We start from the raw sequence: 26,094 nt of genomic DNA, 5'->3' as shown, positions 1-26,094 counted from the left end.
GATTCCTACCGTTGAAACTCGACGCAATCAGGCAAGGATACGAGGCATTCCTCTATATGGAGCGGTATGTCGATGAAGGGGCGAAGACCTACAGCCCCTATTCGGCGCGGAATGAGGTGGCGCCCAGGTACCAGCCCCGAAGCGGCTATCCATCCTTTGAACTGGTCACCGTATGGGCGCCGCACGCCCGCGTGTCAGTCTTCGAAGCCGATCCCTCAAAGCGTCTCCGGGACTATTACTTGAGACCCAACGGGGTGCTCTTCGCCGTCCATCCGGACATATGGAACGCCTCGGGGATCGAGCACCTCGACGAGTTGCAAGGCTATCCTCGCGGCGAACCCATCCGGGTCGCTCCCACCGCCTCCACCAGGACGCTATTGGCGTTCGAGAATGCGACGGACTTTCCGCCTCATTTCATCAAGGTCCATCTTCCGCGCCGTATCTCACGCTTCAACCGGCGGCTCAGACGCAAGAACATCGAAAACAGCGTCGCCCTCGCACGGGACGTCGCTCATGTCCGGATGGACAGGTTCGCCTATCTCCCGGACGTGCTCGGCCTGGCTTTCGGCGAAGGCGAAGACGCATGGGGATTGCTGGTGAGGGAGGCCATTCCCCGGCCGCACCAGGGACGCCACCATCTGATTCCCTGCTTCGCTCTCTACGGAGGCGACCTCAATCATCCTAATGATCCCCCTCTGGTGGTCCAGATGATCGAGCGCCTGGGCGCCGAACCAGAATCCTTCGTGCTCAATGAAATCATGATCCCGCTGGTCCAGTGCTGGACCAGGCTCGCCCGCGAGCGGGGCATCCTGATGGAGTCCCACGGGCAGAACACCCTCCTGGAGATTGATGAGGATTTCCGTCCCCGACGGATCGTCCATCGTGATTTCGACGTCTGGGTCGATCTGGACGTGCGACGGCGTCATGGCCTCGATGCGCCCTTTATCGGCGCGGGAATCGGCGCCAGCACCGGCCGTCCCGCCGACCAGCGCTACAGCCTCGTCTACGACCGCTTCATCGGTCACGAGTTCTTCGACTACCTGCTGGACGCGCTCATGCGCTTCTACCCTATCGACAAGGAGACGATCAAAATCCGCGTCCGTGAGGCCTTCCACCAGGCCTTCCCCGAATCCGGCCAGTTCTTTCCTCCCGCGACAATGTTCTACTTCTCGAACGAACCGCAGATCGGGCGTGAATTCACTCTCGTCGATATGAAACAGACGCCCGAATGGCGATAGCCCTGGACGGCCTGCGCACGATCGTCAGATAGGTGCAATTACCTAGGTCCGTCGAGATCCCTCCGACCGCGAAGCCTGTCCGCAGGCCGCCGCTTGAGCGCATAGAGGCCGCTGCGGTCGTCGACAGGATGCGCCTTGAGATCGGCCGCCCCAAGACCTTCTCGGCCACAGCGTGGCGTTTGCGCATCGGCGAACCTTGCGGCTGCAGCCGCTCTTCGCGGCGACCGCTCCTCATTAGTATCCTGGCAAGCGCACGCCTCTAAATGGAGGTTCACATGCGTCCGCCTGCCCGCCTCAAGTTCGACCGGCGTCGCCTGGGCCCTACAGCGTCTCTGCTACGGCATGGCGGCGGCGGTCGGCGGGGTTCTAGGCCTGATGTATCTGGTCGCGCCTTTCGCCGCCTGGCCCGCCGACGCCGATCCGCATCATCTGCGGCTCGTGGCCGCCGACCTGGTCGCGATCGTCCCTTTCGCCTTCTATCTGGCGGCCCTGGTCATTCTGGGCCGAGCAGCCGGCCCATCGTCCGAAGGGCAGCCGCTTCCTTCCGGGTTGGCGGTCGGCCTCCGCCGCATGGGCGCCTGCCTCGCTACAGGCGGCCTCATCAGCGTCTTCGTCGTCAGCAACGCCAGCCGGTGGCTTGGCGGCTATTTCCATTTCGATCCAGCGGGGCTGACCCTCGTCGTCGCCGACGCCGGCCTGCTGCTGGTCTCCACCCTTATCGAGCATGCGGTGGATGTTCAGACAGAACTGGACGCAATGGCCTGATGCCGGTCCGCGTCAAGCTGAACGCCGTGATCACAGCTAGAGGCGTGAAGGCGCGTGACCTCTCGACCCAGATTGGAATCAGCGAAACTCAGCTGTCGCTCTTTCGGTCCGGCAAGGTGAAGGGCGTGCGCTTCTCCACCCTGACCCGCCTGTGCGCTGCTCTAAACTGCACACCGGGCGACCTGCTCGACTACGACTACGAACCTGCCGACATCGACAGCGTGGACGCCTGACCGGGAACTTACCTTCGCTTCGGCCACCGTCGGTGATTGTCGCCAATCACGACAGGGTGGGCGTGAGCGACGCCATTCGCGTCAGGCCGCATCCCTTCGTTGAGGTGCTCATGATCCGGTTCCAGTTCATCGTGATGGCGCAACAGGTTCAACGGGTCATGGGCGGGCCAGACGATCAGGGCCAACAACGCGCCGAGACCGCATAGCGCGGCGAGAACGACAAAGGCCGCCTGGGGATCGGCCTCTGCCGAGAGCAGTCCCGCGGCCAGCCCCCCGTTCTTGACCGTATCCGCCTTTAGCTGACCGCCCTGTCGAGGGGCTCGATCCGCTCAGCCGCAGAGGCAAGCGCAGCGAATAATTCACTCACGTCGATGGGTTTTTTCAACACGCCGTCGGCTCCAGCCGCGCGATAGCGGCTGATGTCCGCATCGAAGACGTTCGCCGTCAGCATGAAGTTCGGGGTGGCTTCCGCTGAGCCGCCGAGCGCCTGAATGGCGCGGACGGCGGCGACGCCGTCCATGCGCGGCATATTGGCGTCCATCAGAATGATGTCGAAAGCGCCCTCCTGCATGGCCTCGACGGCCGCCAGCCCGTCCTCGACCAGGCTCAGGTCGACGCCGAGCGGGTCGAGGAGGACACGCAGGACCTGCTGATTGGCGGCGTTGTCCTCGGCCGCCAGGATGCGCAGCGGTCGAGCGGCGGGCTCGTACGGGGCATCCGCCGAGATCGCGCCCGCCGCCTGGGCGGCGTCGGCGGGGAATTCGAACCAGAAACGGCAGCGGCCGTCATCGGCTTGGTCGTGCCCGATCGTCCCGTCGAGGCTGGCCACGTTGCCGGCGCAGATGGCGAGGCCCAGCCCCGTGCCGCCGACCTGGCGGCCGGATTCCGACTGCTCGAAGGCCTGGAAGATCCGGGCGCGGTCGGCTGGAGCGACGCCCGGCCCCTGGTCAATGACCTCGACGCGAACCTGATAGCGGCCCTTTCGTTGCTGGGCGCCGACCACGAGGAGGGCCTGGCTGTCGGCGGGCGAGAATTTCAGGGCGTTGGACAGGAGGTTGATCATCGTCTGCTCGACCTTGCCCTTGTCCGAAACCAGGGTGCAGTCGTCGGGTAGGGCGCTGAGATCGACGACCAGATGGACCCCCATCTCCCTGGCGCGCGGGCTCCAGACGCGCGCGATGGCGTCGATCGCACTGCGCAATTCGAAGGCCTCGAGCTGGGCCGACCTCTTGCCGGCCTCGATCTGTGCCAGATCCAGGACGGCGTTGAGCAGCCGCAGCAGCATCCCGCCGGATTCCAGAACCCCGTCCACCAGGGGCTTCTGCTGGGGCGAAAGCGGTGTCCGCGCCAGACCCTCGGCCAGGCCGAGGACGGCGTTCAGGGGCGTGCGGACCTCGTGGCTGGTCACCGCCAGGAAGGCGGACTTGGCCCGGCTGGCCGCTTCGGCGGCGATACGCTGGGCCTCGGCTTCCTTGACCGCGCGCACCAGCTTGGCGTTGCGAGCCTTGATCTCCGCTTCAGCGCGGCTGCGCTCGATCACCCGCCCCAGTTGGGCGCCGATCTGAGCCATGGTCCGCAATATCGAATCGTCGGGCTCTACGACCTTGTAGGAGAAGAACTCCAGGACGGCGGCGACCTCCTCGCCGACCAAGACCGGGAAGGCGAAAGCGGCCCGCAGCCCGCACCGCCTGGCGGCCTCGGCCCGCAGGAAATTATCATCGACCGTGACGTCGGTGACCCAGATGGCGGTCTTGTCCGCCATGACCCGTCCAGGCAGACCTACGCCGGCTGCAAAGGCGCTGCGTTCCGAAATCTCGCCGAACTCGGCGGCGACGGTTCCATCCAGCGCCCACCAGATCTTCTCTGACGCCATGACGGCGCGGCGGCCCCGCTTGCGCATATAGACATGGCCGACCGGCCAGCCGGTGAAACCGCAGACCTGTTCAAGAGTGATCTTCAAGGCCGCCGCGGGATCCTGGCCCAGGTTGCAGGCCCCCGCGATGGTCTCCAGCAGACGCAGCCGCTCGGCATGGACGAACAGCTCGCGCGTGCTCCCCTCGACGATGGCCTCGGCGGCCCGGCGGGCCGCGCGCTCACGCTGCAAGCGCCGCTCCAGGCGGCTTAGGTAGTCACGTTCGTCGTCCAACCTATGACCTCAGGACACAGCCAGTTGCGGCCACCGGATATGGAAGACGCAGGCTGCATCCCCCCTGTCGATGCACTGGGCGTGCTGAAAATCGATAGCCTCGCCGTAGTGGACGCCGGTGCCTTCTACGAACCCTTGCCCGAGGGCGCAGAGCCGGCGGGTCGAGCGATAGTCCATGCTCAGGCTGCCGTCCGCCTTCTCCTGGAAATGGAAATAGGGGCATTCCGCGCCGACGTAGAGCTTGCGGACCTCGACGTGGATGATGTCGTTGACGCTCAGGATGAAGGAGCGGGCCGACGCATGCCCCTCGAAGAAGCCCGGATAGTGTTTGGCCAGGAGCGGCATGGCCTGCTGGCCGAACCAGCGCAGCACCTCAGATTGGGACAGCCCAAGCTTGTCCGATGCGGCCCCGACCAGGGCGGCCATCTCATCGTCGGAATAGCTTCCGGCCGAGGTATAGACGCCATCGACCCCTGCAGCGTCGATCAGATCATCCCAGACATCCTCGCCATGGTGCTGGGTGACCACGTCCTGCAAAAGATTGAAAACAATACCCTTCATACCCTACCCCAACTGAAGCCCATCCAGGTGCCTAGGGCGAGCCTTTTGTCATTGAGTTAACAGCGGCGGCTTCAGGCCGCGCGCCGTCCTTGGCGGCGGCTCTTCCCCCGCCATTTCCAACCTTACCGCACGCCTATATGTTTGTGGGTTTGGACGCTGAGACGCCCAGAATCTCGCCATAGATCGGCCGGTCACAGCGCCAGCCGCAACCATGATCGCCTCCATTTGTGCGCTCAGACTCAACTCCGGCGAGGAAGCGGTGGTTCTGAATTTTCTTCGGATGGTGTGAAGCGGCCGATGGCGGCGCGCCACGCTCCCTCGACTCTCGTCGGGGCAGAAGCGTCGCCATCAAGGCCTTCAGAATCCTGAGACGAGGCCAGGAAAACGTCATCGACAACCGTCGAACGGACGCCACAAATCCGCCTTGCGAATGAAAGTGTGTCGCATTATGAACGGCCGATCTTACGGAAACTCAAAGACGATTGCCCCATGCGTGTCCTGACTTCGACTGCCATCCTGTTGACGTTCCCCGCAGTCGCGATCGCACAGGAACCGGCGACAAATCTCGAACCGATCATCGTGACTGGCCAGTCGCGAGGCTATGTCGCGGTCAATTCGGTGACCGCGACCAAGACCGACACGCCCCTGCTGGATGTCCCCCAGAGCATCAATGTGGTGACCCGCGAGCAACTCGACGATCAGGCGCTGCGCAGCGTCGGCGATGTCCTGCGCTATGTACCCGGGACCAGTGTCGGCCAAGGCGAGGGCAATCGCGACCAAATCACCCTGCGCGGCCAGAACACCACGGCCGACTTCTTCCTCGACGGCGTGCGTGACGACACCCAGTACTTCCGGGGCCTGTACAATCTGGAGCGGATCGAGGTGCTGAAGGGCCCCTATGCGCTGATCTTCGGGCGCGGCGGCGGCGGCGGCATCGTCAACCGGGTGCAGAAGACGCCCAGCACCAGCGGCGTCTTCAGGGGCGGGCGGGTGAGCGCCAACAGCTTCGGCGCCTGGGACGTCTCAGCGGACGTGAACGCCCCGCTCAGCGACCGCGCGGCCTTCCGGATCAACGCCGTCTACGAAAGCCTCGACAACCACCGGGACTTCTTCGAAGGCGAGCGATACGCGCTGAACCCCTATGTCGCCGTGGACCTCGGCGCCGGCTGGCGGGCCGGCCTTTCATATGAGTATGTCAACGACGACCGCGTCGTCGACCGTGGAGTTCCTTCCCTCGCCGGAGCCCCCCTCAAGGGATATCGTGACCAGTTCTTCGGCATTCCAGGCGTGAACCGTACGACACTGGAGGCCAACATCGCCAAGCTGCGCCTGGATGGCGCATTGTCAGACAACGTCGAGGTTTCGACCACGATCCTGTATGGCGACTACGACAAGGTCTACACCAACGTCTTCGCCAACGGGCCCGCCACAGCACAGAACGGCACGGTCCCGCTATCCGCCTACACCGACCCTACCAACCGCCAGAACCTGCTGGTCCAGAGCAATCTGGTCTGGGACATCGCCGCCGGCGGCATGACCCACAAGGTGTTGTTCGGCCTCGAGTACGGCGATCAGGACTCGGCCAACCAGCGCCGCAACGGCGTCCTGTCCAATTCGACCTTCAATCTGGCCAATCCGGTGTTTCCAACGGTCGCGTTCTCGGCGCTCAGCCGTGACACGGTCTCAAACGTCGAGTCCGTCTCGGCCTATGTGCAAGACCAGATCAGCCTCAGCGAGCAGTTCGAAATCGTCGCCGGTCTGCGTTACGACCGCTTCGACATCACCGGAACCGACCTTCAACCCAATCCCGACCGCCCCTTCGCCCGCACCGACGACAAGGTCTCGCCGCGACTGGGCCTGATCTACAAGCCGAAGCCGACTGTTTCGATCTACGGCAGCTACAGCCAGTCTTTCCTGCCGCGATCGGGAGACCAGTTCCTGACCTTGTCGCCGACGCAGCAGAACCTCGAGCCCGAGGAATTCACCAACCACGAGATCGGCGCCAAGTGGGACGTCCGTCCCGACCTCAACGTTACGGCAGCCGTGTTCCGTTTGGACCGCACCAATGCGACCACGCCCGACCCGCTGAACCCGACGGTCACCATCAATGTCGGGAAGACGCGGACAGAGGGCGTGGAGCTGGCCGTCACCGGGCGGCTGCGGCCGAACTGGCAGGTCAGCGGCGGCTATTCCTGGCAGGATGCGCGACTGCAGGGCAATGACTCCGTCCGGCTGGCCCAGACGCCGAGGCAGCAGTTTAGCCTGTGGAACCGCTACGATGTCAGCCGCCGCCTGGGCTTCGGTCTGGGCGTGATCCATCAGGCCAGCCAGTTCGCGGCGATCCGCACCTCGCCGACCACGACGCGGCTGCCGGCCTTCACCTGCATCGACGCCGCCGTGTTCTACGAGGTCAGCGATACGATCCAGCTGCAGCTGAACGTCGAGAACCTGTTCGATACGACCTATTTCCCGGACGCGCACAACAACGCCAACATCTCGACGGGAGCGCCGCTGAACGCGCGCCTGACCCTGAGCGCGCGGTTCTAGTCGGGACGGTTCAATCAGCTGACGACGGCGCGCTATGGCCAGCAGGGTCGACAGGGTCGACAGGGTATCCGACACGGCGCCCTGCCTCCACTGGCTTCCGATCCAGACGGCTAATCTGATGGCTCTGCACGACCCGTGCGCCGCTCGAACGATGCGCCGTCACAACGATCTCGCCCACGGCGTGGGTTGACGCCGACGTCCGGCGCGATCTGGGCGACAGCCCATGTCGGGCCTGACAGTTCGCCTGACCACCGCCGTCGGCGAGGGTCAGAGCGGCGCCCGTGGGGTCTCCGTCATTGATCTCCGCAAGGAAGGCGTCGCCCCGGCTTGGAAGACGCCGTCGCCTCGCCCTGGGTTCAACGGAAGCCTGTCACCCAGGCCTCCACGCCTTCCCGCGAGCCTGAGATCGCGAGATCCATCCCGCCCCGCGCCAGGATGTCCAGATGGCTGCCGACTGTTCCTGAGCGACGCGAGAGATCCATGCAGAGCCCGAGGACAGCCGCGTGAAGGTCCCCCGCCGCACATAGCGCCATGGCGCGTGACTTGGCCGCTTCGACATAGGCCGCCCGCGCCTCCGGCGCGTCGGCCTCTCGAGCCCCCTCACCCGCATTGTTCTGAGCACCAGATATCTCCAACACAGCGTCCCCGCACAGGTGGGCCGCCCAGACCTCAAGCGCCTTCCGCTTTTCCGGGACATAGGTATGCCGGTCATACACGCCCGTGACTGCCGCTCCTTCCTTGGGCGTATGCCCGAGGATCAGGCCCACGATGAAACGCGTGACGCCGTAGCGCCCAGTGAGGGTCGTCGCGCCGGACCTCCTGACGTCATGCGGCGATCCCGGCGGCAGCGCCTTCCGCTCGCAGGTTCTGGCGATCGCTCGGGTGATGGCATGAGGGTCCAGGTGCTGTTCAGGCGAACGCGGCGATGGGAAAAGAAACGGGCTGTCCGGATCCAGTGCCCAGGCCTTTTCGACCACTTCCAGGCACCGCGCGCCCAGAGGCACGACATGAGGATGCCGCGCCTTGGTCCGCTCGGAGGGGATAATCCAGAGGCCCGCTCCCCGATCCACCTCCGCCTTGCGCGCCCCGGCGATCTCGTTGCGCCGCGTGAGAGTCAGCATCAGAAACTGGATCGCCAATCCCATGGCCGGTTCCAACCGGGCTTGCCCGCCCGAATCTCCAGGCTTCTGCGGCAGGGTCGCGTCGATCGCGACATCCCGGATCGCCTTGAGCCCGGCGTCGTCGAACATTCGCTCTCGCGATGTCAGCGCCAGCGGCCGCGAGAGCCCCGCCACCGGATTGACCTCAATCCGCTCCTCCTGAACCGCGAACCCCATCACCGCATGCAGGATGCCGCCCACGGTCGCGATCGTCGCGGGCGCGTAGCGGCCGACGACCACCAGCTCCCGCATGAAGGCCTTCACCTCGGCCCGCCTGATGTCGGCGAACGGCCGGTCGCCCAGCGGCTCCCGGACATGCAGCTTCCAGGTATTCCTCTCCCTTTGAATCGAAATCGGTCGCTTGGGACGACGTCTTCCTCCATGCAGACCCACGGCCGCAGCCGCCCAATAGGCCTCCGCGAGCTCATTCAGGGTCTCGCCCGTCCGCAACCGGTCCCGCACCTGCGCCCGTTCCGCGACCGGGTCAGCGCCTTCCAGGACCTTCATTCTGGAGGCGTTCGCCGCGATCCTCGCCTTGGCGAGGGTCAGGCCGGGGTAGGCGCCGAGGACCAGACGTCGACGAACCCCGCCGGCGGTCACATACCGATACTCGAACTGCCGCGATCCGCTGGGAAAGACCCGAACCGCCAGGCCGCGGCTCCCGCTGATTGTGCGCTCATATGCCTTCGTGGCCGGCTTCAATGCGGAAATCTGCCGATCCGTCGTGAGCTCTCCCACCGCCACCCCGACCTCCAAAACTCGATCATTCGCAAATCAACGACATACGAATTCTAGCACGCCGGGCGTTGGCCTGCCGGCGCGCCACATTCAGGTGAGCCCGAGCCCCTGCCTGGCGCTCCGAATGAAACGACATGAAAAGCCATGAAACAGCGTTCTGCGGCTATCTGCCGCGTAACTCCAGGAGACGGCCAGCCTGCTCGTCAGAAAGGGCTTGTTTCGTCAATTCTGCCCCACCGGCGCCCCACCAGCACCAAGAGACCTCAAAAACACTCCGAATACGGAGCACTTCGCAACTACAAGTATCTGATTTTGTTGGATAAATTTGGTGGGCGGCGACGGGTTCGAACCGCCGACCCTCTCGGTGTAAACGAGATGCTCTGACCAGCTGAGCTAGCCGCCCGTGACGTTGCGCGTCAGACGCGCTTCTTGCCTGTCTCCGCTCAGCCGTTCAAGGCGCTTTTCAATCCTTCCCCAACCCGGAAGCGCGCGGTGCGCGAGGCGGGGCGGGCGATGGCCTCGCCGGTCTGCGGGTTGCGGGCCGTGCCGGCCTTGCGGTCCACGGCCACGAAACTGCCGAAGCCGACCAGGCGCACGTCACGGCCCCGCGTCAGCGAGGCGGTCACATTGTCGGTGAAGGCTTCCAGCGCCAGCCTGGCCTGGTCGCGGCTGATCCCGGCCGCCTCGGCCATGACGCCGATCAACTCTGTCTTGGTCACCATGATGCTCCCCAGCATTTTCCCGGGGCGCACTTAAGAGCTTCTGACGCGCTTCGTCAAAGACCCGCGCCTTTCAAACGACAACGCGGCCCAGGTCACCCCGGGCCGCGCGTTTGATGGTCGGACTCGCTGTCGACCCTAGTGGCTGACGGCGCTTCCGTCCTGGGCCGGCGGAGCCTGCGGGGCGGGCATGAGCGGCTCGGCCGCCTCGTCCCACTCCACAGGCGTCAGCGTGCCGGTCAGCGCCCACTTCAGCGCCTCGTCGGCGGTCGAGATGGGGATGATCTCCAGCGCCGACTTCACGTTCTCCGGCACGTCCTCCAGATCCTTCTCGTTCTCCTGAGGGATCAGCACCGTCTTCACGCCCGAGCGCAGGGCGGCCAGCAGCTTCTCCTTCAGGCCGCCGATGGCGGTGACCCGGCCGCGCAGGGTGATTTCGCCGGTCATGGCGATATCCTTGCGGATCGGGATGCCGGTCAGGACCGAGACCATGGCCACAGTCATGGCGGCGCCGGCCGAGGGGCCGTCCTTGGGCGTCGCGCCGTCCGGCACGTGCACGTGGATGTCGGTCTTCTCGAACACCGGCGGCTTGACGCCGAAGCTGAGGGCGCGGCTGCGGACATAAGAGGCGGCGGCGGAGATCGACTCCTTCATCACCTCCTTCAGGTTGCCGGTCACGGTCATGCGGCCGCGGCCAGGCATCTTGATCGCCTCGATGGTCAGGATGTCGCCGCCGAACTCGGTCCAGGCCAAACCGGTGACGATGCCGACCTGATCCTCCGCGTCCGTCTCGCCATAGCGGAACTTACGCACGCCAGCGTATTCAGCCAGCTTGGCCGCGTCGACGGTGACGGTGACGGCCCTGGTCTTGGCCATTTCGCGTACGGCCTTGCGGGCCAGTCCGCCCAGGGCGCGTTCCAGCGAACGCACGCCGGCTTCGCGGGTGTAGTAGCGGATCAGGTCGCGGATCGTCTCTTCCGGGACGATCAGCTCGCCTTCCTTCAGCCCATGGTCCTTGAGCTGCTTCGGCAGGACGTGGCGCTTGGCGATCTCGACCTTTTCGTCCTCGGTGTAGCCGCTGACCCGGATGATCTCCATCCGGTCCATCAGGGGCTGAGGCATGTTCAGGCTGTTGGCCGTGGTCACGAACATGACCTGCGACAGGTCGTAGTCGACCTCCAGATAGTGGTCGCCGAAGGTCGAGTTCTGGGCCGGGTCCAGCACTTCCAGCAGGGCCGAGGACGGGTCGCCGCGCCAGTCGGCGCCCAGCTTGTCGATCTCGTCCAGCAGGACGAAGGCGTTGGTGGTCTTCGCCTTCTTCATCGACTGGATGATCTTGCCGGGCATGGAGCCGATATAGGTCCGGCGGTGGCCGCGGATCTCGGCCTCGTCGCGCACGCCGCCCAGCGACATACGAACGTATTCACGCCCCGTCGCCTTGGCGATGGACTGGGCCAGCGAGGTCTTGCCGACGCCGGGAGGGCCGACCAGGCACAGGATCGGGCCTTTCAGGCTGCCGGTGCGCGCCTGGACGGCCAGATACTCGATGATCCGTTCCTTGACCTTCTCGAGGCCGTAGTGATCCTCTTCGAGGATGTCTTCGGCCTTTTGCAGGTCGATGGGCTTGGTCTTGGCCTTGCCCCACGGGATCGACAGAAGCCAGTCGAGGTAGTTGCGCACCACGGTCGATTCCGCTGACATCGGCGACATATTGCGCAGCTTCTTAAGTTCCGCGTCGGCCTTGGCGCGCGCCTCCTTGGACAGGCGCGTCTTGCGAATGCGCTTTTCCAGCTCCAGCAGTTCGTCGCGCGTGTCGTCGGTTTCGCCCAGCTCGCGCTGAATCGCCTTCATCTGCTCGTTCAGATAGTACTCGCGCTGGGTCTTTTCCATCTGGCGCTTCACGCGCGAGCGGATCTTCTTCTCGACCTGCAGGACGCTGATCTCGCCCTCCATCAGGCCATAGACCTTCTCAAGGCGCGCCGGCACGGCGATGGTTTCCAGCAGGCCCTGCTTGTCGGCGATCTTCACCGACAGATGGGCGGCTACGCTGTCCGCCAGCTTGGACGGGTCGCTGATCTGGGGGATGGAGCTGAGGGCCTCGGGCGGCACCTTCTTGTTCAGCTTCACATAGTTTTCGAACTGCTCGATCACCGCGCGCAGCAGGGCTTCGCTCTGCGAGGCGTCGCCTTCCTCGTCGGCGATCTCGACGGCCTCGGCCTCGTAATAGTCTTCGCGGCCGGTGAAGCGGATCAGGCGCGCGCGGCCCTTGCCCTCGACCAACACCTTGACCGTGCCGTCGGGCAGTTTCAGCAGTTGCAGGACAGTGGCCAAGACGCCGGTCTGATAGATGGCGTCAGGCGCCGGGTCGTCGTCGACCGAGTTTTTCTGAGTGGCGAGCAGGATCTGCTTGTCGCCCTTCATGATCTCGTCCAGCGCCCGCACGGACTTCTCGCGTCCCACGAACAGCGGCACGACCATGTGCGGAAAGACGACGATGTCTCTCAGCGGCAGGACGGGGAGGATTTTGCTCTCGGTCATGATGCTTACTTTCCAGGGCCTTCGGAGATCTCCGGCCCGCCGCCTTGAAACGTCTCGACGCGAATGCCGAGCCCCTTCAAAACGACCCGCCGATTCCGGCGGCTTTCGTATGAGTATGTGGTTTCCGCGACGCCCGGTTCAAGCGTGACGGTCGGATGGCCCACAGAAGCGTGGTTCAACGGCCACGGTGGACGACCTGTTCGGCTCTGACCAGCCCCGAGGACGGATCATGCCTCGCAGGCGCGTGGTGAAGCGATCCCGTCCCGGACGGTCTGTGGCGCCGAGGGCGCACATAGGGGCCGCCAGAACGGAAAAGGGGGCGGGCCGTCGCCGGCGCCGCCCCCTTCCGACTGTGCGTCGCCGATCAGGCCGCGCCGTCGGCCTTCTTCTTGGAGCTTTCCGAGTAGATCAGCAGCGGCTGGGCGCGGCCCTCGATCACCTCGGCGTTGACCACGACTTCCTCGACGCCTTCATAGGTCGGCAGCTCGAACATGGTCTCCAGCAGGATGCCTTCCAGGATGGAACGCAGGCCGCGGGCGCCGGTCTTGCGGGTGATCGCCTTCTTGGCCACCGCCGACAGGGCGTCCTCGGTGAAGGTCAGCGTCACGTTCTCCATCTCGAACAGGCGCTTGTACTGCTTGACCAGGGCGTTCTTGGGCTCGGTCAGGATGGTGACCAGCGCCGCTTCGTCCAGATCTTCCAGTGTCGCCAGAACCGGCAGACGGCCGATGAACTCGGGGATCAGGCCGAAGCGCATCAGATCGTCCGGCTCGACGCCCTTGAGGATGTCGCCGGTGCGGCGTTCGTCGATTTCCTTGACCTTGGCGCCGAAGCCGATCGAGGCCCCTGCCCCACGGGCCGAGATCACCTTCTCCAGGCCGGCGAAGGCGCCGCCGACGATGAACAGGATGTTGGCGGTGTCGACCTGCAGGAATTCCTGCTGCGGATGCTTGCGGCCACCTTGCGGAGGCACGGAGGCGACGGTGCCTTCCATGATCTTCAGCAGGGCCTGCTGCACGCCTTCGCCCGACACGTCGCGGGTGATCGACGGATTGTCCGACTTGCGGCTGATCTTGTCGATTTCATCGATATAGACGATGCCACGCTGGGCCCGCTCGACGTTGTAGTCCGACGCCTGAAGCAGCTTCAGGATGATGTTCTCGACATCCTCGCCCACATAACCGGCTTCGGTCAGGGTTGTGGCGTCGGCCATGGTGAACGGCACGTCGATGATGCGCGCCAGCGTCTGGGCCAGCAGCGTCTTGCCCGAGCCGGTCGGCCCGATCAGCATGATGTTCGACTTGGCCAGTTCGACGTCGTTGTTCTTCGTCGCGTGGTTCAGGCGCTTGTAGTGGTTGTGAACGGCGACGCTCAGCACCTTCTTGGCGTGGCTCTGGCCGATCACATAGTCGTCCAGGACGTCGCGGATCTCCTTCGGAGTCGGAACGCCGTCCTTGGTCGTCTTGAAGGCGATCTTGTGCTCTTCGCGGATGATATCCATGCACAGCTCGACGCATTCATCACAGATGAACACCGTCGGTCCGGCGATGAGCTTGCGCACTTCGTGCTGGCTCTTTCCGCAGAACGAGCAGTAGAGCGTGCTTTTGGCGTCTGTGCCGGCGGCTTTGGTCATAGACCCTTCTCACTCCCGCGATCCGGCCCGACATGGGACGAAAGGCGCTTACCTCGTGGTCGATCCGTGAATCTATGCACGAAGGTCTTCAAAAAAAGACAATCACCCATCACACGTTCCGCCACAACCCTGTTGCGACACGACAATGCGCGAACAGGGACGGACAGGACAGTTTCTATGGGGATCACGGCTAATGTCTGACATGGGCGCCGCACAAACGTTTCGCCAGTCCCCCGCCGGGGAGCGTCCGATCGTCGCCTTCGACTTCGACGGCACCCTGACGATTCGCGACAGCTTCACCGCCTTCCTGCGCTGGCGGGCCGGCGCGGGCGGATGGGCGTTGGGTCTGGTGAAGATGGCGCCGGCGCTGGTTAGCTATATCGGCGACCGCGACCGGGGCCGGATCAAGGCCGCCTCGGTGCGCGAATTCCTGCTGGGCGTGGAGCGCCAGGCGCTGGAGACCGAGGCCGAACGTTACGCCGCCGAAGTCTGGGACCGCTTCATGCGCCCTGACGCCCTCGCCTGCTGGAACGCCTGGGGCGACAAGGGCGCGCACCGCATCATCGTCACCGCCTCGCCGGAAACGACCGTGGCCCCTTTCGCCCGCCGCCTCGGCGCCGAGGGGCTGCTGGGCACCCGGCTGGCGTTTGACGCGCAAGACCGCGTCACCGGCGCCTTCGCGGGCGCGAACTGCCGCGGCGAGGAGAAGGTGCGCCGCCTGCGCGCCGCCTATGGCGACGACATGACGCTGGCCGCCGCCTATGGCGACACCTCGGGCGACACCGAGATGATCGCCATCGCCACTGAAAAGGGCTTCCGCGTCTTCACCGGTCGCCCCTGAAGCTCAGGCGTCAGCCTCAGTGGCCGTCGGCGTCCACATCGAAGACCATGGGCTTGCCACGCGAGGTCGGGTTCCAGCCGGCCTCCATCGCCGAGGACACGGCGTTGCGCACGGCGTCGACATTGACCCTCTGCTTCTCAACGTCCGGGCGGCCATTGGGGCGTAGCGGCGGCGGGAACTGGATGATGGCTTCGCGCTTGAAGTCGACCAGGCACAGGGTGACAGCCATCCCCTCCCACTGCCCGCCCGACTTGGGCTGGGGTTGGCGGCGGATCTCCCACTCGTAGATGTCGCCGTCGACTTCGACGGTGCCTTTGGAATCGCGCGTGTACTGCATGGACGCCTGATAGCACGCGCCTCAGAACGATTCGAGGCGGAGCCCGTCGCCGGACCCCGCCTCGCGGATCGTCTCAGACCTGAATTTCGGCTCAGGGAGCCTTCACGCCGTCGTCGTCGGCCTGGGTGCGCTTGTCGTAGACGTGGTCGACGATGCCCCAGGCCTTGGCTTCCTCGGCGGTCATGAAGTGGTCGCGGTCCAGGGTGCGCTCGACTTCCTCATAGGTCCGGCCGGTGTGCTGGACATAGATCTCGTTCAGGCGGCGCTTGGTGGCGATGATGTCCTCGGCGTGGCGCTCGATGTCCGAGGCCGTGCCGCGGAAACCGCCCGACGGTTGGTGCACCATGACCCGCGCGTTCGGCAGGGCGATGCGCTGACCGGCTTCACCGGCGGTCAGGATCAGCGAGCCGGCCGAGGCGGCCATGCCCATGACCACGGTCGAGACCGGCGACTTGATGTATTGCATGGTGTCGTAGATCGCGAGCGCCGAGGTCACCTGACCGCCGGGGCTGTTGATGTACATGCTGATTTCCTTCTTCGGGTTCTCCGATTCCAGGAACAGCAGCTGGGCGCAGATCAGCGAAGCCATGCCGTCCTCGAACGGACCGGTCAGGAAGATGATCCGCTCGCGCAGCAGGCGCGAAAAGATGTCGAACGACCGTTCGCCGCGGCTGGATTGCTCCACCACCATCGGCACCAGGTTGTTGGAGATGTAGTCGATCGGATCGCGCATTCAGGAGCTCTCTCGGATTAGGCTGACGGCGACTCAGTCGCTGTCCACATATCGCGTCCGTGGTGCCCCGATGCAAGATAGGCCGCCGCCTGTGGCGGGGGGCCGCAGTAGCATTCCGATCTCCCTATCTCGCGCCGACGGCTCCGCCCGCCCTCATTTCGTCGGCCCGACCACAGCTACGTCGTCGCCTTCGCGCTCGGCCCGCCTCAGGTCCCGCACGATGGCCGAGGCGTGAGTGTAGGGATCGACCCGCTCCCAGTGCGCCCCGTAGAGCGACGAGAGATAGGCCCGGTCCCAGCCCGAAAGCCCCGCCGCCCTACCATGCCCGTCGAACAGGTTGAGCACGGTGTCAAAGCGTCCGGTGTCTCCCTCGGGATCCACCTGCGCCAGGGCCACCATCGCCAGATAGTCGCCAAGCAAGGGCAGCGAGGTCCCCTCCACCTTGGTCATATCGACGATGATCATGACCTTGCTCAACTGATCGCTGATGGGTCGACCATTGTTTACCCGGCCCTCGCCGGGGACATAGATCGGGCCCTCGTCACCGGGCATTCGGATTGCGCGCCGTCCCGTGGCGCCGATAACCGGCATACTGATGTGCCACCAGCGAACGGGTCCGTCCGAGACCTGAAACGCGTCCAAGGCCTCCTTGCCGCGATCGAGCTTCCGGCTCCAGCCCACGCGAAACGCCCCAGGTTCCCTGGACACCAGCGCCGTCGCCAGGCCCGGCGCGTCGTCGGTGAAGATGATCACGACATTGGGCGAACAGCCAGGCGCACCTATCCTGACATCGTAGGCGTTCGCCACGGTCGCGATATGGTCGATCAACGGGCGCGCCACGGATTCCGACAGGTTGACCACCCCGATACAGACCGCACCTCGCCACCGCGCCAGCCCCCGGTTCGGCGGCGGCGCCGCGAGTTCCTCCACGAACGCCCCGGCTTCGTCACGCAGACGGCGGCTGGTGACAACGACGTCTTCCAATCGCACCGCCTCTTCCGGTGTCGCCTGTGTCGCGGCCGGCGGCGCGACCTGTCCGGGTGTGGCCGAGATCACTGCGGACATCATCATCACGGGCCAGTTCAGCACGGCGATCTCCCACGGCGCATTTAGGAAAACACCGATACATTATCTTGCCTGAGGCCGGAACGCAAAAAGGGGCGGCCCGTGCAGGCCGCCCCTCTTCTGGAGTCATCCGTTGAAGCTGAAGGCTTAACCTTCGTCTTCTTCCTTCAGCAGCTCTTCTTTCGAGATCGGCGTGTCGGTGACCTCGGCGACGCCGACGATCAGGTCGACGACCTTCTCTTCATAGATCGGCGCGCGCAGCTGGGCGGCGGCGTTCGGGTTCTGGCGATAGAAGTCCAGAACCATCTTCTCCTGGCCCGGATAGTTGCGGGCTTCGGCCATGATGGCGCCCGACAGTTCCTGGTCCGTCACGCCGACGTTGTTGGCGCGGCCGATTTCGGCCAGCACCAGACCCAGGCGCACGCGGCGCTCGGCGATCTTCTTGTACTCGGCCTTCAGTTCGTCTTCCGACTTCTTGGCGTCCTCTTCCGGCAGACGGCCGGCGTCCTTGTCAGCCGACACCTGGGCCCAGATGCCTTCGAACTCGGCTTCCACCATCTTCGGCGGCAGGGCGAAGTCGTGGGCTTCGTCCAGTTGGTCCAGCAGGGCGCGTTTCAGCTTGAAGCGGGCGGCGCCGGCGTACTGCTGATCCAGGTTGGCCTTCAGCAGCTCTTTCAGCTTGTCCAGCGACTCCAGGCCGATGCGAGTGGCGAACTCGTCGTCGATCTTGGCTTCGGCCTCGGCCTTGATGGCCTTGACCTTGATGTCGAAGGTCGCGGCTTTGCCGGCCAGGTTCTTGGCCTGGTATTCTTCGGGGAAGGTGACCTCGATGGTCTTCTCTTCGCCGACCTTGGCGCCCTTCAGCTGCTCTTCGAAGCCCGGGATGAAGCGGTTGGAGCCGATCACCAGGTCGGCGTCTTCGGCCGAGCCGCCTTCGAACACTTCACCGTCCAGCTTGCCGACGAAGTCGATGGTCAGCTGGTCGCCTTCGGCGGCCTTGACCGACTTGCCGGTCTTGTCCTCGTAGGACTTGGCCTGCGAAGCCAGTTCCTTCAGGGCTTCGTCCAGATCGGCGTCCGAAGCGGTGTAGGTCGGGCGGTCCAGCTTCAGGGTCTTGGGATCGACCGGGGTGAAGTCGGGCATGACTTCCAGGGCCATTTCATAGGCCAGGTCTTCCTGACCGGCGATGACCTTGTCCATGTCCGAGATCAGCTTCATCTCGGCGGGGGCGGCCGGACGGATCTTGGCTTCGTCCAAGGCTTTCTGGCTGGTTTCGTTCAGCGAGGCGTTGATGATTTCGCCCATGAAGTCACGGCCGAAGGTCTTCTTGACGTGCGCGGCCGGCACCTTGCCCGGACGGAAGCCCTTGAGCTTCATCTGCGGCGCGACTTCCTTGATGCGCGCTTCGAGCTTTTCGTTCAGCTCGGCGACGGGGATGGTCACCGCGATCACGCGGCTGAGGCCTTCGTTCGACTTTTCGACGACTTGCATGGTCGGGATTCTGACGCTCTGTGGCGACGCCGGACGGCGCGCGGTGGATAAAGCAATAGGGCCGCCCTTTTGGAGCGGCACCTCGAAGCCCGCTCTTATGTCGAGAAGGGGCCGAAAGGTCAACGCGCGCGGGTTCCTTTGCCGTTCAGCCGTCGCTATCTGAAAGGTCATGAGCCAGTCCCCTGCCCCCATCGGCGTCTTCATCACGCCCGTCACGCCGCTGCAGCAGAACTGCACCACCGTCTGGTGCACGAAGACGAACAGGGCCGCCGTGATTGATCCGGGCGGCTCGGCCGACGCGATTCTCGGCGAGATCGCGCGGCGCGGCTTGACGCTGCACGCCATCTGGATCACCCACGGCCACCTCGATCACGCGGGCGGCGCCGCCGAGATGCAGGAAAAAACCGGCGTCGACATCATCGGCCCCCAGGCCGAGGACCAGTTCTGGATCGACCTGATTCCCACCCAGGGCCAGAAATACGGCTTGCCCGACGTGCGCACCTTCACCCCCACGCGTTTTCTCAACGACGGCGACGTCCTGACGCTGGGCGAGACGACCTGGGAGGTCGTGCATTGCCCCGGCCACACCCCGGGTCACGTCGTCTTCTTCAACCGCGAGGCCCGCTTCGCCCAGGTCGGCGACGTCCTGTTCCAGGGCTCGATCGGCCGCACAGACTTTCCGCGCAGCGACCACGGCGCTCTGCTGCACGCCATTACGCAAAAGCTGTGGCCCCTGGGCGACGACGTGACCTTCGTGCCAGGACACGGCCCCCACTCGACCTTCGGCGCCGAGCGCCGGACCAATCCCTATGTTTCGGATCAGGCCATGTCGCGCGCGCCCATCGCCCGCCCGGCGACCGGCCCTTCCTGATCTAGCGCGCGGCCAGCAGGCCGATGATCACACCGATCCCCAAGGCGTAGAGGCTGGCCCGGATCGGCTCGTCGCGGATTGCGTCGCGCGCCTTCTTGACGCGTCGGTCAGCCCAGGCGCGCGCCTCCATCGCATCTTCACGCACCGCCAGATGCAGCGGCCGGTGCGACGCGCCGTGGACCAGGATGGCGTCGGCCTCGTCCTCCAGTCTCAGAGCTTCAGCCGAAGCCCCGTTGACGATGTCCTCGGGCGACGGCGTCGGCGCATAGGGATCTGGCATGGATCGGCTCCTTGTTCAGGGTCGGTCGATCAACCCGCCGGCCGCAGCCGGGTTCCTGTCCTCGCTCGTCTGATGGGCAGGCAATTCGTCGCCACCGGCGCCGGGCTGCGGCGATGCGGCGACTGACGGATCGCTCGCTGAACGAGGAAATGCTCCTTCCCCGGAACCTAGACCTTCCGACCGGGTTCAAACTGCCAAGCGCCGCCGTCTTAGAAAGGAACAGCCGATGGCCGAAGGTCAGCCCACCCGCGGCTCCGGTGTTTCCAAGCGAGGCTTCGCCTCGATGGACCCGGAACGCCAGCGCGAGATCGCCCGCAAGGGCGGGGCCAGCGTCCCCAGCGAGAAGCGCAGCTTCTCCCAGGACCGCAGCCTCGCAGCCCAGGCCGGCCGCAAGGGCGGCGAGGCTTCGCACGGTTCTCGCAACAAGACCGATACCGGCGACGCCCCCAAGGGCTGACCCCGAGACGGTCCTGCGTTCAGGCGGCGCAGTCCCGTAGGCGCGCCGCCTTTTTCCTGCGCCTGTCTCAGGTCGCTAGCAAGGCCAGGGCGACGGCCGGGTCCGGCCCGACCTCGAACGCCTCCAGCCGCCATCCGGCCGCCTCGGCCAGCGCCCTGACCGAGGCCTCGTCGTATTTGCGCGAGCTTTCAGTGTGAACCGTCTCGCCTTCGTTGAAGCGGAAGGCCAACTTGCCAAGATGCACCGTCATCGGCCGCGTCGCCTTCAGATGCATCTCCATCCGTGAATGTTCGGCGTTCCACAGGGCCAGGTGCTCATAGGCGCCGGGATCGAAATCCATGCCCAGTTCGCGATTGGCGCGGATCAGCAGGTTGCGGTTGAAAGCCGCCGTCACGCCCTGGGCGTCGTCATAGGCCGCGATCAGTATGTCGGGCGCCTTCACCAGATCGACGCCGAGGATGAACAGGGCGTCCTCGCCCAGAACCGCGCGCGCCGAACGCAACAGAGCCGTCGCCGCCTCCGGCGTCAGATTGCCGATGGTGGAGCCGGGAAAGAAGCCGATCCGCCGCCCAGGCCCGGCCTCGACCGGCGGCGGCGCCAGATGCTCGAAATCTCCGACGACCGGCAGCACCTTCAGACCCGGGTAGTCGGCGCGGATTCGCTCGGCCGCTTCGTTCAGGGCCGTCGGGCTGATGTCGATGGGGGCGTAGGCGGCCAGATCGGGCGCGGCGTCCAGCACGATGCGGGTCTTCTCGCTGGCCCCCGAGCCCAGTTCAACCAACACCGCCCCTGCTCCGAATCGCGCAGCCCATTCCGGCGCGATCCGTCGGAGCAGCGCCGCCTCCTGCCGGGTCGGATAATATTCCGGCAGGCGGGTGATCGCCTCGAACAGACGTGATCCCTCGGCGTCATAGAACCATTTGGGCGGCAAGGCCTTGGAGCGGCGCGACAGGCCGTCGATCATGTCCTGATGAAAGGCGTCGTGCGCGCCCGCTTCCTCGATCTGCGCCCCGTCGGCCGCCAGCCTGACCCCGGCAAACATCCAACGCTGATGCGGATAGTAGAAGTTGCGATAGCTGGGCCGGGCATGACCTTCGAGCGTGGCGAACGCCCCGCCGCGCAGGACCATCTGATTGGCCATGAACTTGCCGTTGTACTCCGCTGCCGTCCCCTCAGTCGGACGGAACCCCGGATAGGGGGCGTAGGCGCTGGCCGTCCATTGCCAGACCTCGCCCGTCAGGTTCGAGAAGGCCGCCGGATCAGCCCGCGCCGCGTACTCCCATTCCGCCTCGGTCGGCAACCGCCGCCCCGACCACCGGGCGAAGGCGTCCGCCTCGTAGAAGCTGACGTGGCGCACCGGCGCGGCCGGATCGACGGGACGCCGCCCGCCCAGGGTCATGACGCTCCACCCCGCCGCCTCTTCTCGCCAGTAGAGCGGCGCGGCCCAGCCCTCCGCCTTCACCCGCGCCCAGCCGTCCGCCAGCCAGAACTCCACCCGGCGGTAGCCGCCGTCGTCGATGAATTCGATCCAGTCCTCATTCGTCACCAGATCAGCGGCCAGCGAAAATGACTCTAGCCAGACCTTGTACGCCGGCCGCTCATTGTCGAAGGCGAAGCCGTCGTCTCCGGCGCCGATCTCCGTCAGCCCCCCCTCGAACGACGCCCAGCCGCCCAGGCGGTCCTGCACCGGCCCCGCGCGCGGTTCCTCGCCATAAGCCGCCGGATCCAGTTTGGAACGCGACATCAGGTTCAGCACGTCCATCAGGAATAGCTCCTGATGCTGCTGCTCGTGGTTCAGGCCCAGTTCGAACAGATAGCGTTCCAGCCCGCCGTTCAGCCCCTCGGCCAGCCGCACCTCCATGCGGTGGTCGATCTCATCGCGGTAGGCCATGACCTCGGCCAGCGACGGCCGCGTCATCAGGCCCCGCTCGGCCCGGTCGACCCGCTCGCCCAGCGTCTCGTAGTAGGAGTTGAACAGCGGCGTCAGACGCGCATCGACGGCCATATAGCCGGGCCGCGCGGCCAGGATCATGGTCTCGAAGAACCAGCTGACATGGCCCAGATGCCACTTTCCGGGGCTGGCGTCGGGCATGGATTGGGCCGCCAGATCCTCGGCCGACAGGCCGGCGGCCAGTTGCGGCAACCGCGCCCGCAGCCGCCGATAGGCCTCGACGTCCTGCTCGATGATCGTGGAAACGCGAACAGGCTGATTCATCACGCAGATCTCTCTGAGGACCGCCACCGTCAGTTCTGTTCAATGCGGGCTGATGCGCGCCGGTTCCGCTTGATCAATCCCTCGCCCGGCGGAACGGTCGCGTCGAGCCGACGTTCCTGACACTCACGGCCCGTCCTCGGGCCGCCGCCGAGACTTCAGGACTCCCGTTGTATGGCTCATGTTCGCGTGCCTGACGGGCCGCAGGACAAAGGCCCGCGTGATCAAGGCTCCCGCCGCCCCGCCGGCATTATCGATCCTGTCGACTGGCGCGAGGCCATTGCGGACTTCCTGCCCTCCCTGCGCGCCTTCGCCTTTTCCCTGTCGCGGAACTCGGCCGACGCCGACGATCTGGTGCAGGAAACACTGACCAAGGCCTGGGCGCACCGGACGCGGTTCGAGCCGGGCAGCAACCTGCGCGCCTGGCTTTTCACCATCCTGCGCAACAGCTGGTACACGGGTGCCGCCAAGCGCCGCCGAGAAATACCCGACGAGGAAGGCCGCTACGCCGCCGGCCTGACCGCCGAGGCCAGCCAGGAATGGACCGCCGAGCTAACGTCGCTGCAAGCGGCCCTGAACGCCCTGCCGCCCGAGCACCGGGAGGCCATCGTCATGGTCGGCGCGGCGGGCCTTTCCTATCAGGAGGCCGCTGATATCGCGGGTTGCGCCGTCGGCACGATCAAGAGCCGCGTCAACCGCGCCCGCCACCGCCTGGCGCTGCTGCTCGACATGGAAGCCCCTGTCGAACCTATCCAAAATGTAATTGAGGATGACAGCTAGACAGAGGGAACACCCCCTCATTTGATCGGTTTCATGATCAGACCCGGGAGAGTCGATCATGATGAACCCACTTCACAACCAACCCCGCGACCAGATCGAAAAAGATTCGTCCGTGAAGGTTTCAGAACAGAAACCGACAAAGCAAACAGGATTGTTCGGCTGGATTCGCCGCCATTTCGGCAAGGAAGAGGTGCATCGGCATAGCCCCAACTTCTTCATCAGCGACGTGACGGAAGGCGGCATCGGTTCGCACCATCACCACCAAGTCTATCGCCCGGACAAGCGGCACTGAATAGCTAAGCCGTGCCAGAGCGGGGTAAGCGAAGGGGCCATGGCGAATCGCCAGGGCCCCCGTTTTTTAGCGGCGACCGCCATGTCTGGCGTATTCCAGCCGCGCGATGGTGCGGTTGTGCACTTCGTCCGGGCCATCGGCAATCCGCAAGGTCCGCACCGTGGCGTAGAGTTCTGCCAGCGGCGTGTCGCCGGATACGCCCGCTCCGCCGAAAGCCTGGATCGCGTCATCGATGACCTTCAGCGCCATGCGCGGCGCCGCGACCTTGATCTGGGCGATCTCGGACTTGGCGCCCTTGGCGCCGACCTCGTCCATCATCCAGGCGGCCTTCAACACCAGCAGACGGCACATCTCGATATTGGTACGCGCCTCGGCCACGCGTTGCTCCCACACCGAATGTTCCGCGATAGCCTTGCGGAAGGCGGTGCGGGTCAGCAGGCGCTCGACCATCAGTTCCAGCGCCTTTTCCGCCGCGCCTATCACCCGCATACAGTGGTGGATACGGCCCGGCCCCAGCCGACCCTGGGCGATCTCGAAGCCCCGCCCCTCGCCCGCAATCAGGTTCGAGGCCGGCACGCGCACGTTCTCCAGAACCACCTCGGCGTGACCGATCGGCGCCTCGTCATAGCCGAACACCGACAGCATCCGCTCGACGCGGAAGCCGGGCGTGTCGACCGGGACAATGATCTGGCTCTGCTGCTGGTGCGTCGCTGCGTCGGGGTCCGTCTTGCCCATGACGATGGTCATGGCGACGTTGGGGTGCGCCATGTTGGTCGACCACCACTTGCGGCCGTTGATCACATAGTAGTCGCCGTCGCGAACGATGCTGGTCTGGATATTGGTCGCGTCCGAGGAAGCCACCTCGGGCTCGGTCATCAGGAAGGCCGAGCGGATCTCGCCCGCCATCAAGGGCGCCAGCCAGCGCTCCTGCTGAGCGGCGTCGCCGTACATATGCAGGACTTCCATATTGCCGGTGTCGGGGGCGTTGCAGTTGAACACCTCGGCCGACCACAGGGCGCGGCCCATCAGTTCGGCGATGGGGGCGTATTCCAGGTTGCTCAGACCGGCGCCGTGATCGCCCGGCAGGAACATATTCCACAGCCCCTCGGCCCTGGCCCTGGCTTTCAGCTCTTCCATCACCGGCGGTTGACGCCTGGGGTCGGCGTGGACCTGGGCGCGGTATTCCGCCTCGCGCGGCAGAACCTGCTCGTCCAGGAAGCGGCGCACCCGCTCGCGCCAATGCAGGCCCCGCTCGCTGGGTTGGAAATTCATGCTCGTCCCTCCGACAGCAAAACGGCGCGGCCCCGAGGGAGCCGCGCCGTCATTGTTCTGATTGCTCAGAAACGCATCAGCGCTTCAACAGCGGCGCCAGCTTCTGGGCGATCATCATGTCGCCGGCGATCTTCAGCTTGCCCTGCATGAAGGCCATCATCGGATCCAGCTTGCCTTCCGACAGGGCGATGAAATCGTCCCACTTCATCGAAACGGTGGCGTCGGCGGGCTTGTCGTCATTCGACACCGAGTTCGGCACGGAAGCGCCGTCGATGAAGATCTTGCCGACATCGCCCAGGTCCAGCTTGACGGTCTTGCCCAGGCCCGAGTTGTCGCCGACGGCGCCGCGGATGTGTTCGGTGACGGAAGCCAGATCGGCCATGTGCGTCTCTCCCAAGAGAAGGTTGAGGCGCAGGCGTAGCCCGCCCGGACGACGGCGCCAAGATCACGCAAGGGAAGGCGTTGGACGCCTCCCCTTGAGTTGTCCTCAGAAACCGAGCCCCAGCGTAGCCACCAGACGGTCATCGCTCAGGTCGCCGTCCACCTCGGTGTCCCAATAGCGCAGGTCCAGCGAGATCTTTTCCGTGACGCCGAACTTCACGCCGACGTTCCAGGTCGCGTAGTCGTCACTCACGTCGAGGTATTGCTTGCCGTAGGCGCCGGTCAGATTGATGTTGTCCCGAAGCGCATAACCCAGGCTGCCCTCGACGTAGGTCGTCTGCTCATCGACGCCGAAGAAGTCCGGCGAATAATAGACCGCCGCGCCCGCCGTCACGGGTCCGAAGCCGCGAGAGACGGCTGCCTTGAGCTCCACATTGTCATAGTCGGCCCGATTGGGCGCGCCGATGTAGTGGTAGGCGATGACTCCGACGTTGAAGTCGAAACCGCCGCTCGACACGGCGACCCCGCCGTAGATGTCCAGTTCGCCGTCGGTGTCGTCGCCGAAATCGACCTGCGACGCCCAGGCCCCTGCATAGAAGACCCCGGCCGTCAGATCGACGCCGCCTTGCAGAGCCGGGCTGGTGTCAGTCTGGCTGAAGCCGCGGAACACATAATCGCTGGTGACGGCCGCGTTGAACGCGACCTCGGGCTGGACCTGGGCCTGAGCCGCGCCGGCGCCCATCGTCAGGGCCAGCAGTGAAACGCACGCGAAAGCAACTCTCATGACATATCCCCTCAAAGTCT

25 protein-coding genes and 1 tRNA gene are annotated in these 26,094 nt (G+C 65.1%); 10 read left to right on the top strand and 16 right to left on the bottom strand.

Annotation, left to right across the window (positions count from 1 at the left end; genetic code table 11):
* Nucleotides 1–11 precede the first annotated feature (11 nt).
* The 4 genes from ACREEF_RS06345 to ACREEF_RS06330 all read left to right on the top strand — a co-directional run bounded on the left by ACREEF_RS06345 (nucleotide 12) and on the right by ACREEF_RS06330 (nucleotide 2,442).
* The gene (locus tag ACREEF_RS06345) at nucleotides 12–1,238 is read left to right on the top strand and encodes an IucA/IucC family C-terminal-domain containing protein (protein WP_431564754.1); all 1,227 of its coding nucleotides are present in this window, start codon (nucleotides 12–14) and stop codon (nucleotides 1,236–1,238) included.
* 375 nt (nucleotides 1,239–1,613) lie between these two features.
* Nucleotides 1,614–2,003 carry a DUF2975 domain-containing protein gene (locus ACREEF_RS06340; RefSeq protein WP_431564753.1) on the top strand — a complete coding sequence of 130 codons (390 nt, stop codon included), beginning with the start codon at nucleotides 1,614–1,616 and terminating at the stop codon, nucleotides 2,001–2,003.
* A complete protein-coding gene (locus ACREEF_RS06335) occupies nucleotides 2,003–2,236 on the top strand; it encodes a helix-turn-helix domain-containing protein (RefSeq protein WP_431564752.1) in 234 nt (77 codons plus the stop codon). Before ACREEF_RS06340 ends, ACREEF_RS06335 begins: the two co-directional genes overlap by 1 nt.
* A 62-nt stretch (nucleotides 2,237–2,298) precedes the next feature.
* Nucleotides 2,299–2,442, top strand: coding sequence for a hypothetical protein (locus ACREEF_RS06330; protein WP_431564751.1), 144 nt, complete (start codon nucleotides 2,299–2,301; stop codon nucleotides 2,440–2,442).
* A gap of 89 nt (nucleotides 2,443–2,531) precedes the next feature.
* Here the strand turns inward: ACREEF_RS06330 and ACREEF_RS06325 are convergent, their stop codons facing one another.
* On the bottom strand, nucleotides 2,532–4,340 hold the full coding sequence (locus ACREEF_RS06325) for a response regulator (protein WP_431564750.1): 1,809 nt from the start codon (nucleotides 4,338–4,340) through the stop codon (nucleotides 2,532–2,534).
* A 51-nt stretch (nucleotides 4,341–4,391) separates the two neighbouring features.
* The gene (locus ACREEF_RS06320) at nucleotides 4,392–4,943 is read right to left on the bottom strand and encodes a heme NO-binding domain-containing protein (RefSeq protein WP_431564749.1); all 552 of its coding nucleotides are present in this window, start codon (nucleotides 4,941–4,943) and stop codon (nucleotides 4,392–4,394) included.
* A gap of 489 nt (nucleotides 4,944–5,432) precedes the next feature.
* On the opposite strand from ACREEF_RS06320, the gene ACREEF_RS06315 reads away from it, so the two are divergent.
* Complete coding sequence (locus ACREEF_RS06315; protein WP_431564748.1) at nucleotides 5,433–7,490, top strand: TonB-dependent receptor; 2,058 nt, start codon at nucleotides 5,433–5,435, stop codon at nucleotides 7,488–7,490.
* A gap of 356 nt (nucleotides 7,491–7,846) precedes the next feature.
* Here ACREEF_RS06315 and ACREEF_RS06310 read toward each other — a convergent pair whose 3' ends face one another.
* The 5 genes from ACREEF_RS06310 to clpX form a co-directional block, all read right to left on the bottom strand.
* Nucleotides 7,847–9,406, bottom strand: coding sequence for a tyrosine-type recombinase/integrase (locus tag ACREEF_RS06310; protein ID WP_431564747.1), 1,560 nt, complete (start codon nucleotides 9,404–9,406; stop codon nucleotides 7,847–7,849).
* A gap of 308 nt (nucleotides 9,407–9,714) precedes the next feature.
* A tRNA-Val gene (locus tag ACREEF_RS06305) sits at nucleotides 9,715–9,791 on the bottom strand.
* A 40-nt stretch (nucleotides 9,792–9,831) separates the two neighbouring features.
* Entirely contained in the window at nucleotides 9,832–10,110 is a 279-nt protein-coding gene (locus ACREEF_RS06300) for an HU family DNA-binding protein (RefSeq protein WP_431564746.1), read from the bottom strand.
* A gap of 135 nt (nucleotides 10,111–10,245) precedes the next feature.
* Entirely contained in the window at nucleotides 10,246–12,645 is a 2,400-nt protein-coding gene (gene lon, locus ACREEF_RS06295; RefSeq protein WP_431564745.1) for an endopeptidase La, read from the bottom strand.
* A 364-nt stretch (nucleotides 12,646–13,009) separates the two neighbouring features.
* On the bottom strand, nucleotides 13,010–14,278 hold the full coding sequence (clpX, locus tag ACREEF_RS06290) for an ATP-dependent Clp protease ATP-binding subunit ClpX (RefSeq protein WP_431564744.1): 1,269 nt from the start codon (nucleotides 14,276–14,278) through the stop codon (nucleotides 13,010–13,012).
* A gap of 193 nt (nucleotides 14,279–14,471) precedes the next feature.
* Here clpX and ACREEF_RS06285 point away from each other — a divergent pair, with 193 nt between their 5' ends.
* Nucleotides 14,472–15,119 carry an HAD-IB family hydrolase gene (locus ACREEF_RS06285; protein WP_431564743.1) on the top strand — a complete coding sequence of 216 codons (648 nt, stop codon included), beginning with the start codon at nucleotides 14,472–14,474 and terminating at the stop codon, nucleotides 15,117–15,119.
* Nucleotides 15,120–15,135: 16 nt separating this feature from the next.
* Here ACREEF_RS06285 and ACREEF_RS06280 read toward each other — a convergent pair whose 3' ends face one another.
* The 4 genes from ACREEF_RS06280 to tig form a co-directional block, all read right to left on the bottom strand.
* Nucleotides 15,136–15,456 (bottom strand): hypothetical protein, encoded by a 321-nt coding sequence (locus ACREEF_RS06280; protein ID WP_431564742.1) that lies wholly within the window; start codon nucleotides 15,454–15,456, stop codon nucleotides 15,136–15,138.
* A 91-nt stretch (nucleotides 15,457–15,547) separates the two neighbouring features.
* Nucleotides 15,548–16,189, bottom strand: coding sequence for an ATP-dependent Clp protease proteolytic subunit (locus ACREEF_RS06275; protein WP_003165321.1), 642 nt, complete (start codon nucleotides 16,187–16,189; stop codon nucleotides 15,548–15,550).
* Between the two features lie 153 nt (nucleotides 16,190–16,342).
* Nucleotides 16,343–17,278 carry a hypothetical protein gene (locus ACREEF_RS06270; protein ID WP_431564741.1) on the bottom strand — a complete coding sequence of 312 codons (936 nt, stop codon included), beginning with the start codon at nucleotides 17,276–17,278 and terminating at the stop codon, nucleotides 16,343–16,345.
* A 123-nt stretch (nucleotides 17,279–17,401) separates the two neighbouring features.
* Nucleotides 17,402–18,745, bottom strand: coding sequence for a trigger factor (gene tig, locus ACREEF_RS06265; protein WP_431564740.1), 1,344 nt, complete (start codon nucleotides 18,743–18,745; stop codon nucleotides 17,402–17,404).
* Nucleotides 18,746–18,914: 169 nt separating this feature from the next.
* On the opposite strand from tig, the gene ACREEF_RS06260 reads away from it, so the two are divergent.
* A complete protein-coding gene (locus ACREEF_RS06260; RefSeq protein ID WP_431564739.1) occupies nucleotides 18,915–19,616 on the top strand; it encodes an MBL fold metallo-hydrolase in 702 nt (233 codons plus the stop codon).
* Between the two features lies 1 nt (nucleotide 19,617).
* On the opposite strand, the gene ACREEF_RS06255 is transcribed toward ACREEF_RS06260, so the two are convergent.
* A complete protein-coding gene (locus ACREEF_RS06255) occupies nucleotides 19,618–19,896 on the bottom strand; it encodes a hypothetical protein (protein ID WP_431564738.1) in 279 nt (92 codons plus the stop codon).
* Nucleotides 19,897–20,122: 226 nt separating this feature from the next.
* On the opposite strand from ACREEF_RS06255, the gene ACREEF_RS06250 reads away from it, so the two are divergent.
* Nucleotides 20,123–20,353: a general stress protein gene (locus ACREEF_RS06250; protein ID WP_431564737.1), complete on the top strand. Its 231-nt coding sequence runs from the start codon at nucleotides 20,123–20,125 to the stop codon at nucleotides 20,351–20,353.
* Nucleotides 20,354–20,420: 67 nt separating this feature from the next.
* Here the strand turns inward: ACREEF_RS06250 and egtB are convergent, their stop codons facing one another.
* Complete coding sequence (egtB, locus tag ACREEF_RS06245) at nucleotides 20,421–22,568, bottom strand: ergothioneine biosynthesis protein EgtB (protein WP_431564736.1); 2,148 nt, start codon at nucleotides 22,566–22,568, stop codon at nucleotides 20,421–20,423.
* Nucleotides 22,569–22,739: 171 nt separating this feature from the next.
* Between egtB and ACREEF_RS06240 the strand changes: the two genes are divergently transcribed.
* Nucleotides 22,740–23,345 carry a sigma-70 family RNA polymerase sigma factor gene (locus ACREEF_RS06240; RefSeq protein ID WP_431564735.1) on the top strand — a complete coding sequence of 202 codons (606 nt, stop codon included), beginning with the start codon at nucleotides 22,740–22,742 and terminating at the stop codon, nucleotides 23,343–23,345.
* A gap of 58 nt (nucleotides 23,346–23,403) precedes the next feature.
* Complete coding sequence (locus ACREEF_RS06235; protein ID WP_431564734.1) at nucleotides 23,404–23,637, top strand: hypothetical protein; 234 nt, start codon at nucleotides 23,404–23,406, stop codon at nucleotides 23,635–23,637.
* Nucleotides 23,638–23,703: 66 nt separating this feature from the next.
* On the opposite strand, the gene ACREEF_RS06230 is transcribed toward ACREEF_RS06235, so the two are convergent.
* The 3 genes from ACREEF_RS06230 to ACREEF_RS06220 form a co-directional block, all read right to left on the bottom strand.
* Entirely contained in the window at nucleotides 23,704–24,909 is a 1,206-nt protein-coding gene (locus tag ACREEF_RS06230) for an acyl-CoA dehydrogenase family protein (RefSeq protein ID WP_431564733.1), read from the bottom strand.
* A gap of 76 nt (nucleotides 24,910–24,985) precedes the next feature.
* Nucleotides 24,986–25,291, bottom strand: a complete 306-nt coding sequence (locus ACREEF_RS06225; protein WP_431564732.1) for an SCP2 sterol-binding domain-containing protein — start codon at nucleotides 25,289–25,291, stop codon at nucleotides 24,986–24,988.
* Between the two features lie 105 nt (nucleotides 25,292–25,396).
* Nucleotides 25,397–26,074, bottom strand: a complete 678-nt coding sequence (locus ACREEF_RS06220; RefSeq protein WP_431564731.1) for a TorF family putative porin — start codon at nucleotides 26,072–26,074, stop codon at nucleotides 25,397–25,399.
* Between the last annotated feature and the right edge of the window lie 20 nt (nucleotides 26,075–26,094).

The organism is Brevundimonas sp., from assembly GCF_050729455.1.
GTDB lineage: Bacteria > Pseudomonadota > Alphaproteobacteria > Caulobacterales > Caulobacteraceae > Brevundimonas.
Note: the sequence above shows the minus strand (reverse complement) of the source record. Positions and strands in the feature narration are given on the sequence as shown.

Excerpts from the sequence above, each read along its gene's own strand:
- ACREEF_RS06340 (WP_431564753.1), top strand. The coding sequence starts at position 1,614 with ATGTATCTGGTCGCGCCTTTCGCCGCCTGGCCCGCCGACGCCGATCCG.
- ACREEF_RS06335 (WP_431564752.1), top strand. The coding sequence starts at position 2,003 with ATGCCGGTCCGCGTCAAGCTGAACGCCGTGATCACAGCTAGAGGCGTG.
- ACREEF_RS06320 (WP_431564749.1), bottom strand. The coding sequence starts at position 4,943 with ATGAAGGGTATTGTTTTCAATCTTTTGCAGGACGTGGTCACCCAGCAC.
- ACREEF_RS06315 (WP_431564748.1), top strand. The coding sequence starts at position 5,433 with ATGCGTGTCCTGACTTCGACTGCCATCCTGTTGACGTTCCCCGCAGTC.
- ACREEF_RS06300 (WP_431564746.1), bottom strand. The coding sequence starts at position 10,110 with ATGGTGACCAAGACAGAGTTGATCGGCGTCATGGCCGAGGCGGCCGGG.
- lon (WP_431564745.1), bottom strand. The coding sequence starts at position 12,645 with ATGACCGAGAGCAAAATCCTCCCCGTCCTGCCGCTGAGAGACATCGTC.
- clpX (WP_431564744.1), bottom strand. The coding sequence starts at position 14,278 with ATGACCAAAGCCGCCGGCACAGACGCCAAAAGCACGCTCTACTGCTCG.
- ACREEF_RS06285 (WP_431564743.1), top strand. The coding sequence starts at position 14,472 with ATGTCTGACATGGGCGCCGCACAAACGTTTCGCCAGTCCCCCGCCGGG.
- ACREEF_RS06280 (WP_431564742.1), bottom strand. The coding sequence starts at position 15,456 with ATGCAGTACACGCGCGATTCCAAAGGCACCGTCGAAGTCGACGGCGAC.
- ACREEF_RS06275 (WP_003165321.1), bottom strand. The coding sequence starts at position 16,189 with ATGCGCGATCCGATCGACTACATCTCCAACAACCTGGTGCCGATGGTG.
- tig (WP_431564740.1), bottom strand. The coding sequence starts at position 18,745 with ATGCAAGTCGTCGAAAAGTCGAACGAAGGCCTCAGCCGCGTGATCGCG.
- ACREEF_RS06260 (WP_431564739.1), top strand. The coding sequence starts at position 18,915 with ATGAGCCAGTCCCCTGCCCCCATCGGCGTCTTCATCACGCCCGTCACG.
- ACREEF_RS06255 (WP_431564738.1), bottom strand. The coding sequence starts at position 19,896 with ATGCCAGATCCCTATGCGCCGACGCCGTCGCCCGAGGACATCGTCAAC.
- ACREEF_RS06250 (WP_431564737.1), top strand. The coding sequence starts at position 20,123 with ATGGCCGAAGGTCAGCCCACCCGCGGCTCCGGTGTTTCCAAGCGAGGC.
- egtB (WP_431564736.1), bottom strand. The coding sequence starts at position 22,568 with ATGAATCAGCCTGTTCGCGTTTCCACGATCATCGAGCAGGACGTCGAG.
- ACREEF_RS06240 (WP_431564735.1), top strand. The coding sequence starts at position 22,740 with ATGGCTCATGTTCGCGTGCCTGACGGGCCGCAGGACAAAGGCCCGCGT.
- ACREEF_RS06235 (WP_431564734.1), top strand. The coding sequence starts at position 23,404 with ATGATGAACCCACTTCACAACCAACCCCGCGACCAGATCGAAAAAGAT.
- ACREEF_RS06230 (WP_431564733.1), bottom strand. The coding sequence starts at position 24,909 with ATGAATTTCCAACCCAGCGAGCGGGGCCTGCATTGGCGCGAGCGGGTG.
- ACREEF_RS06225 (WP_431564732.1), bottom strand. The coding sequence starts at position 25,291 with ATGGCCGATCTGGCTTCCGTCACCGAACACATCCGCGGCGCCGTCGGC.
- ACREEF_RS06220 (WP_431564731.1), bottom strand. The coding sequence starts at position 26,074 with ATGAGAGTTGCTTTCGCGTGCGTTTCACTGCTGGCCCTGACGATGGGC.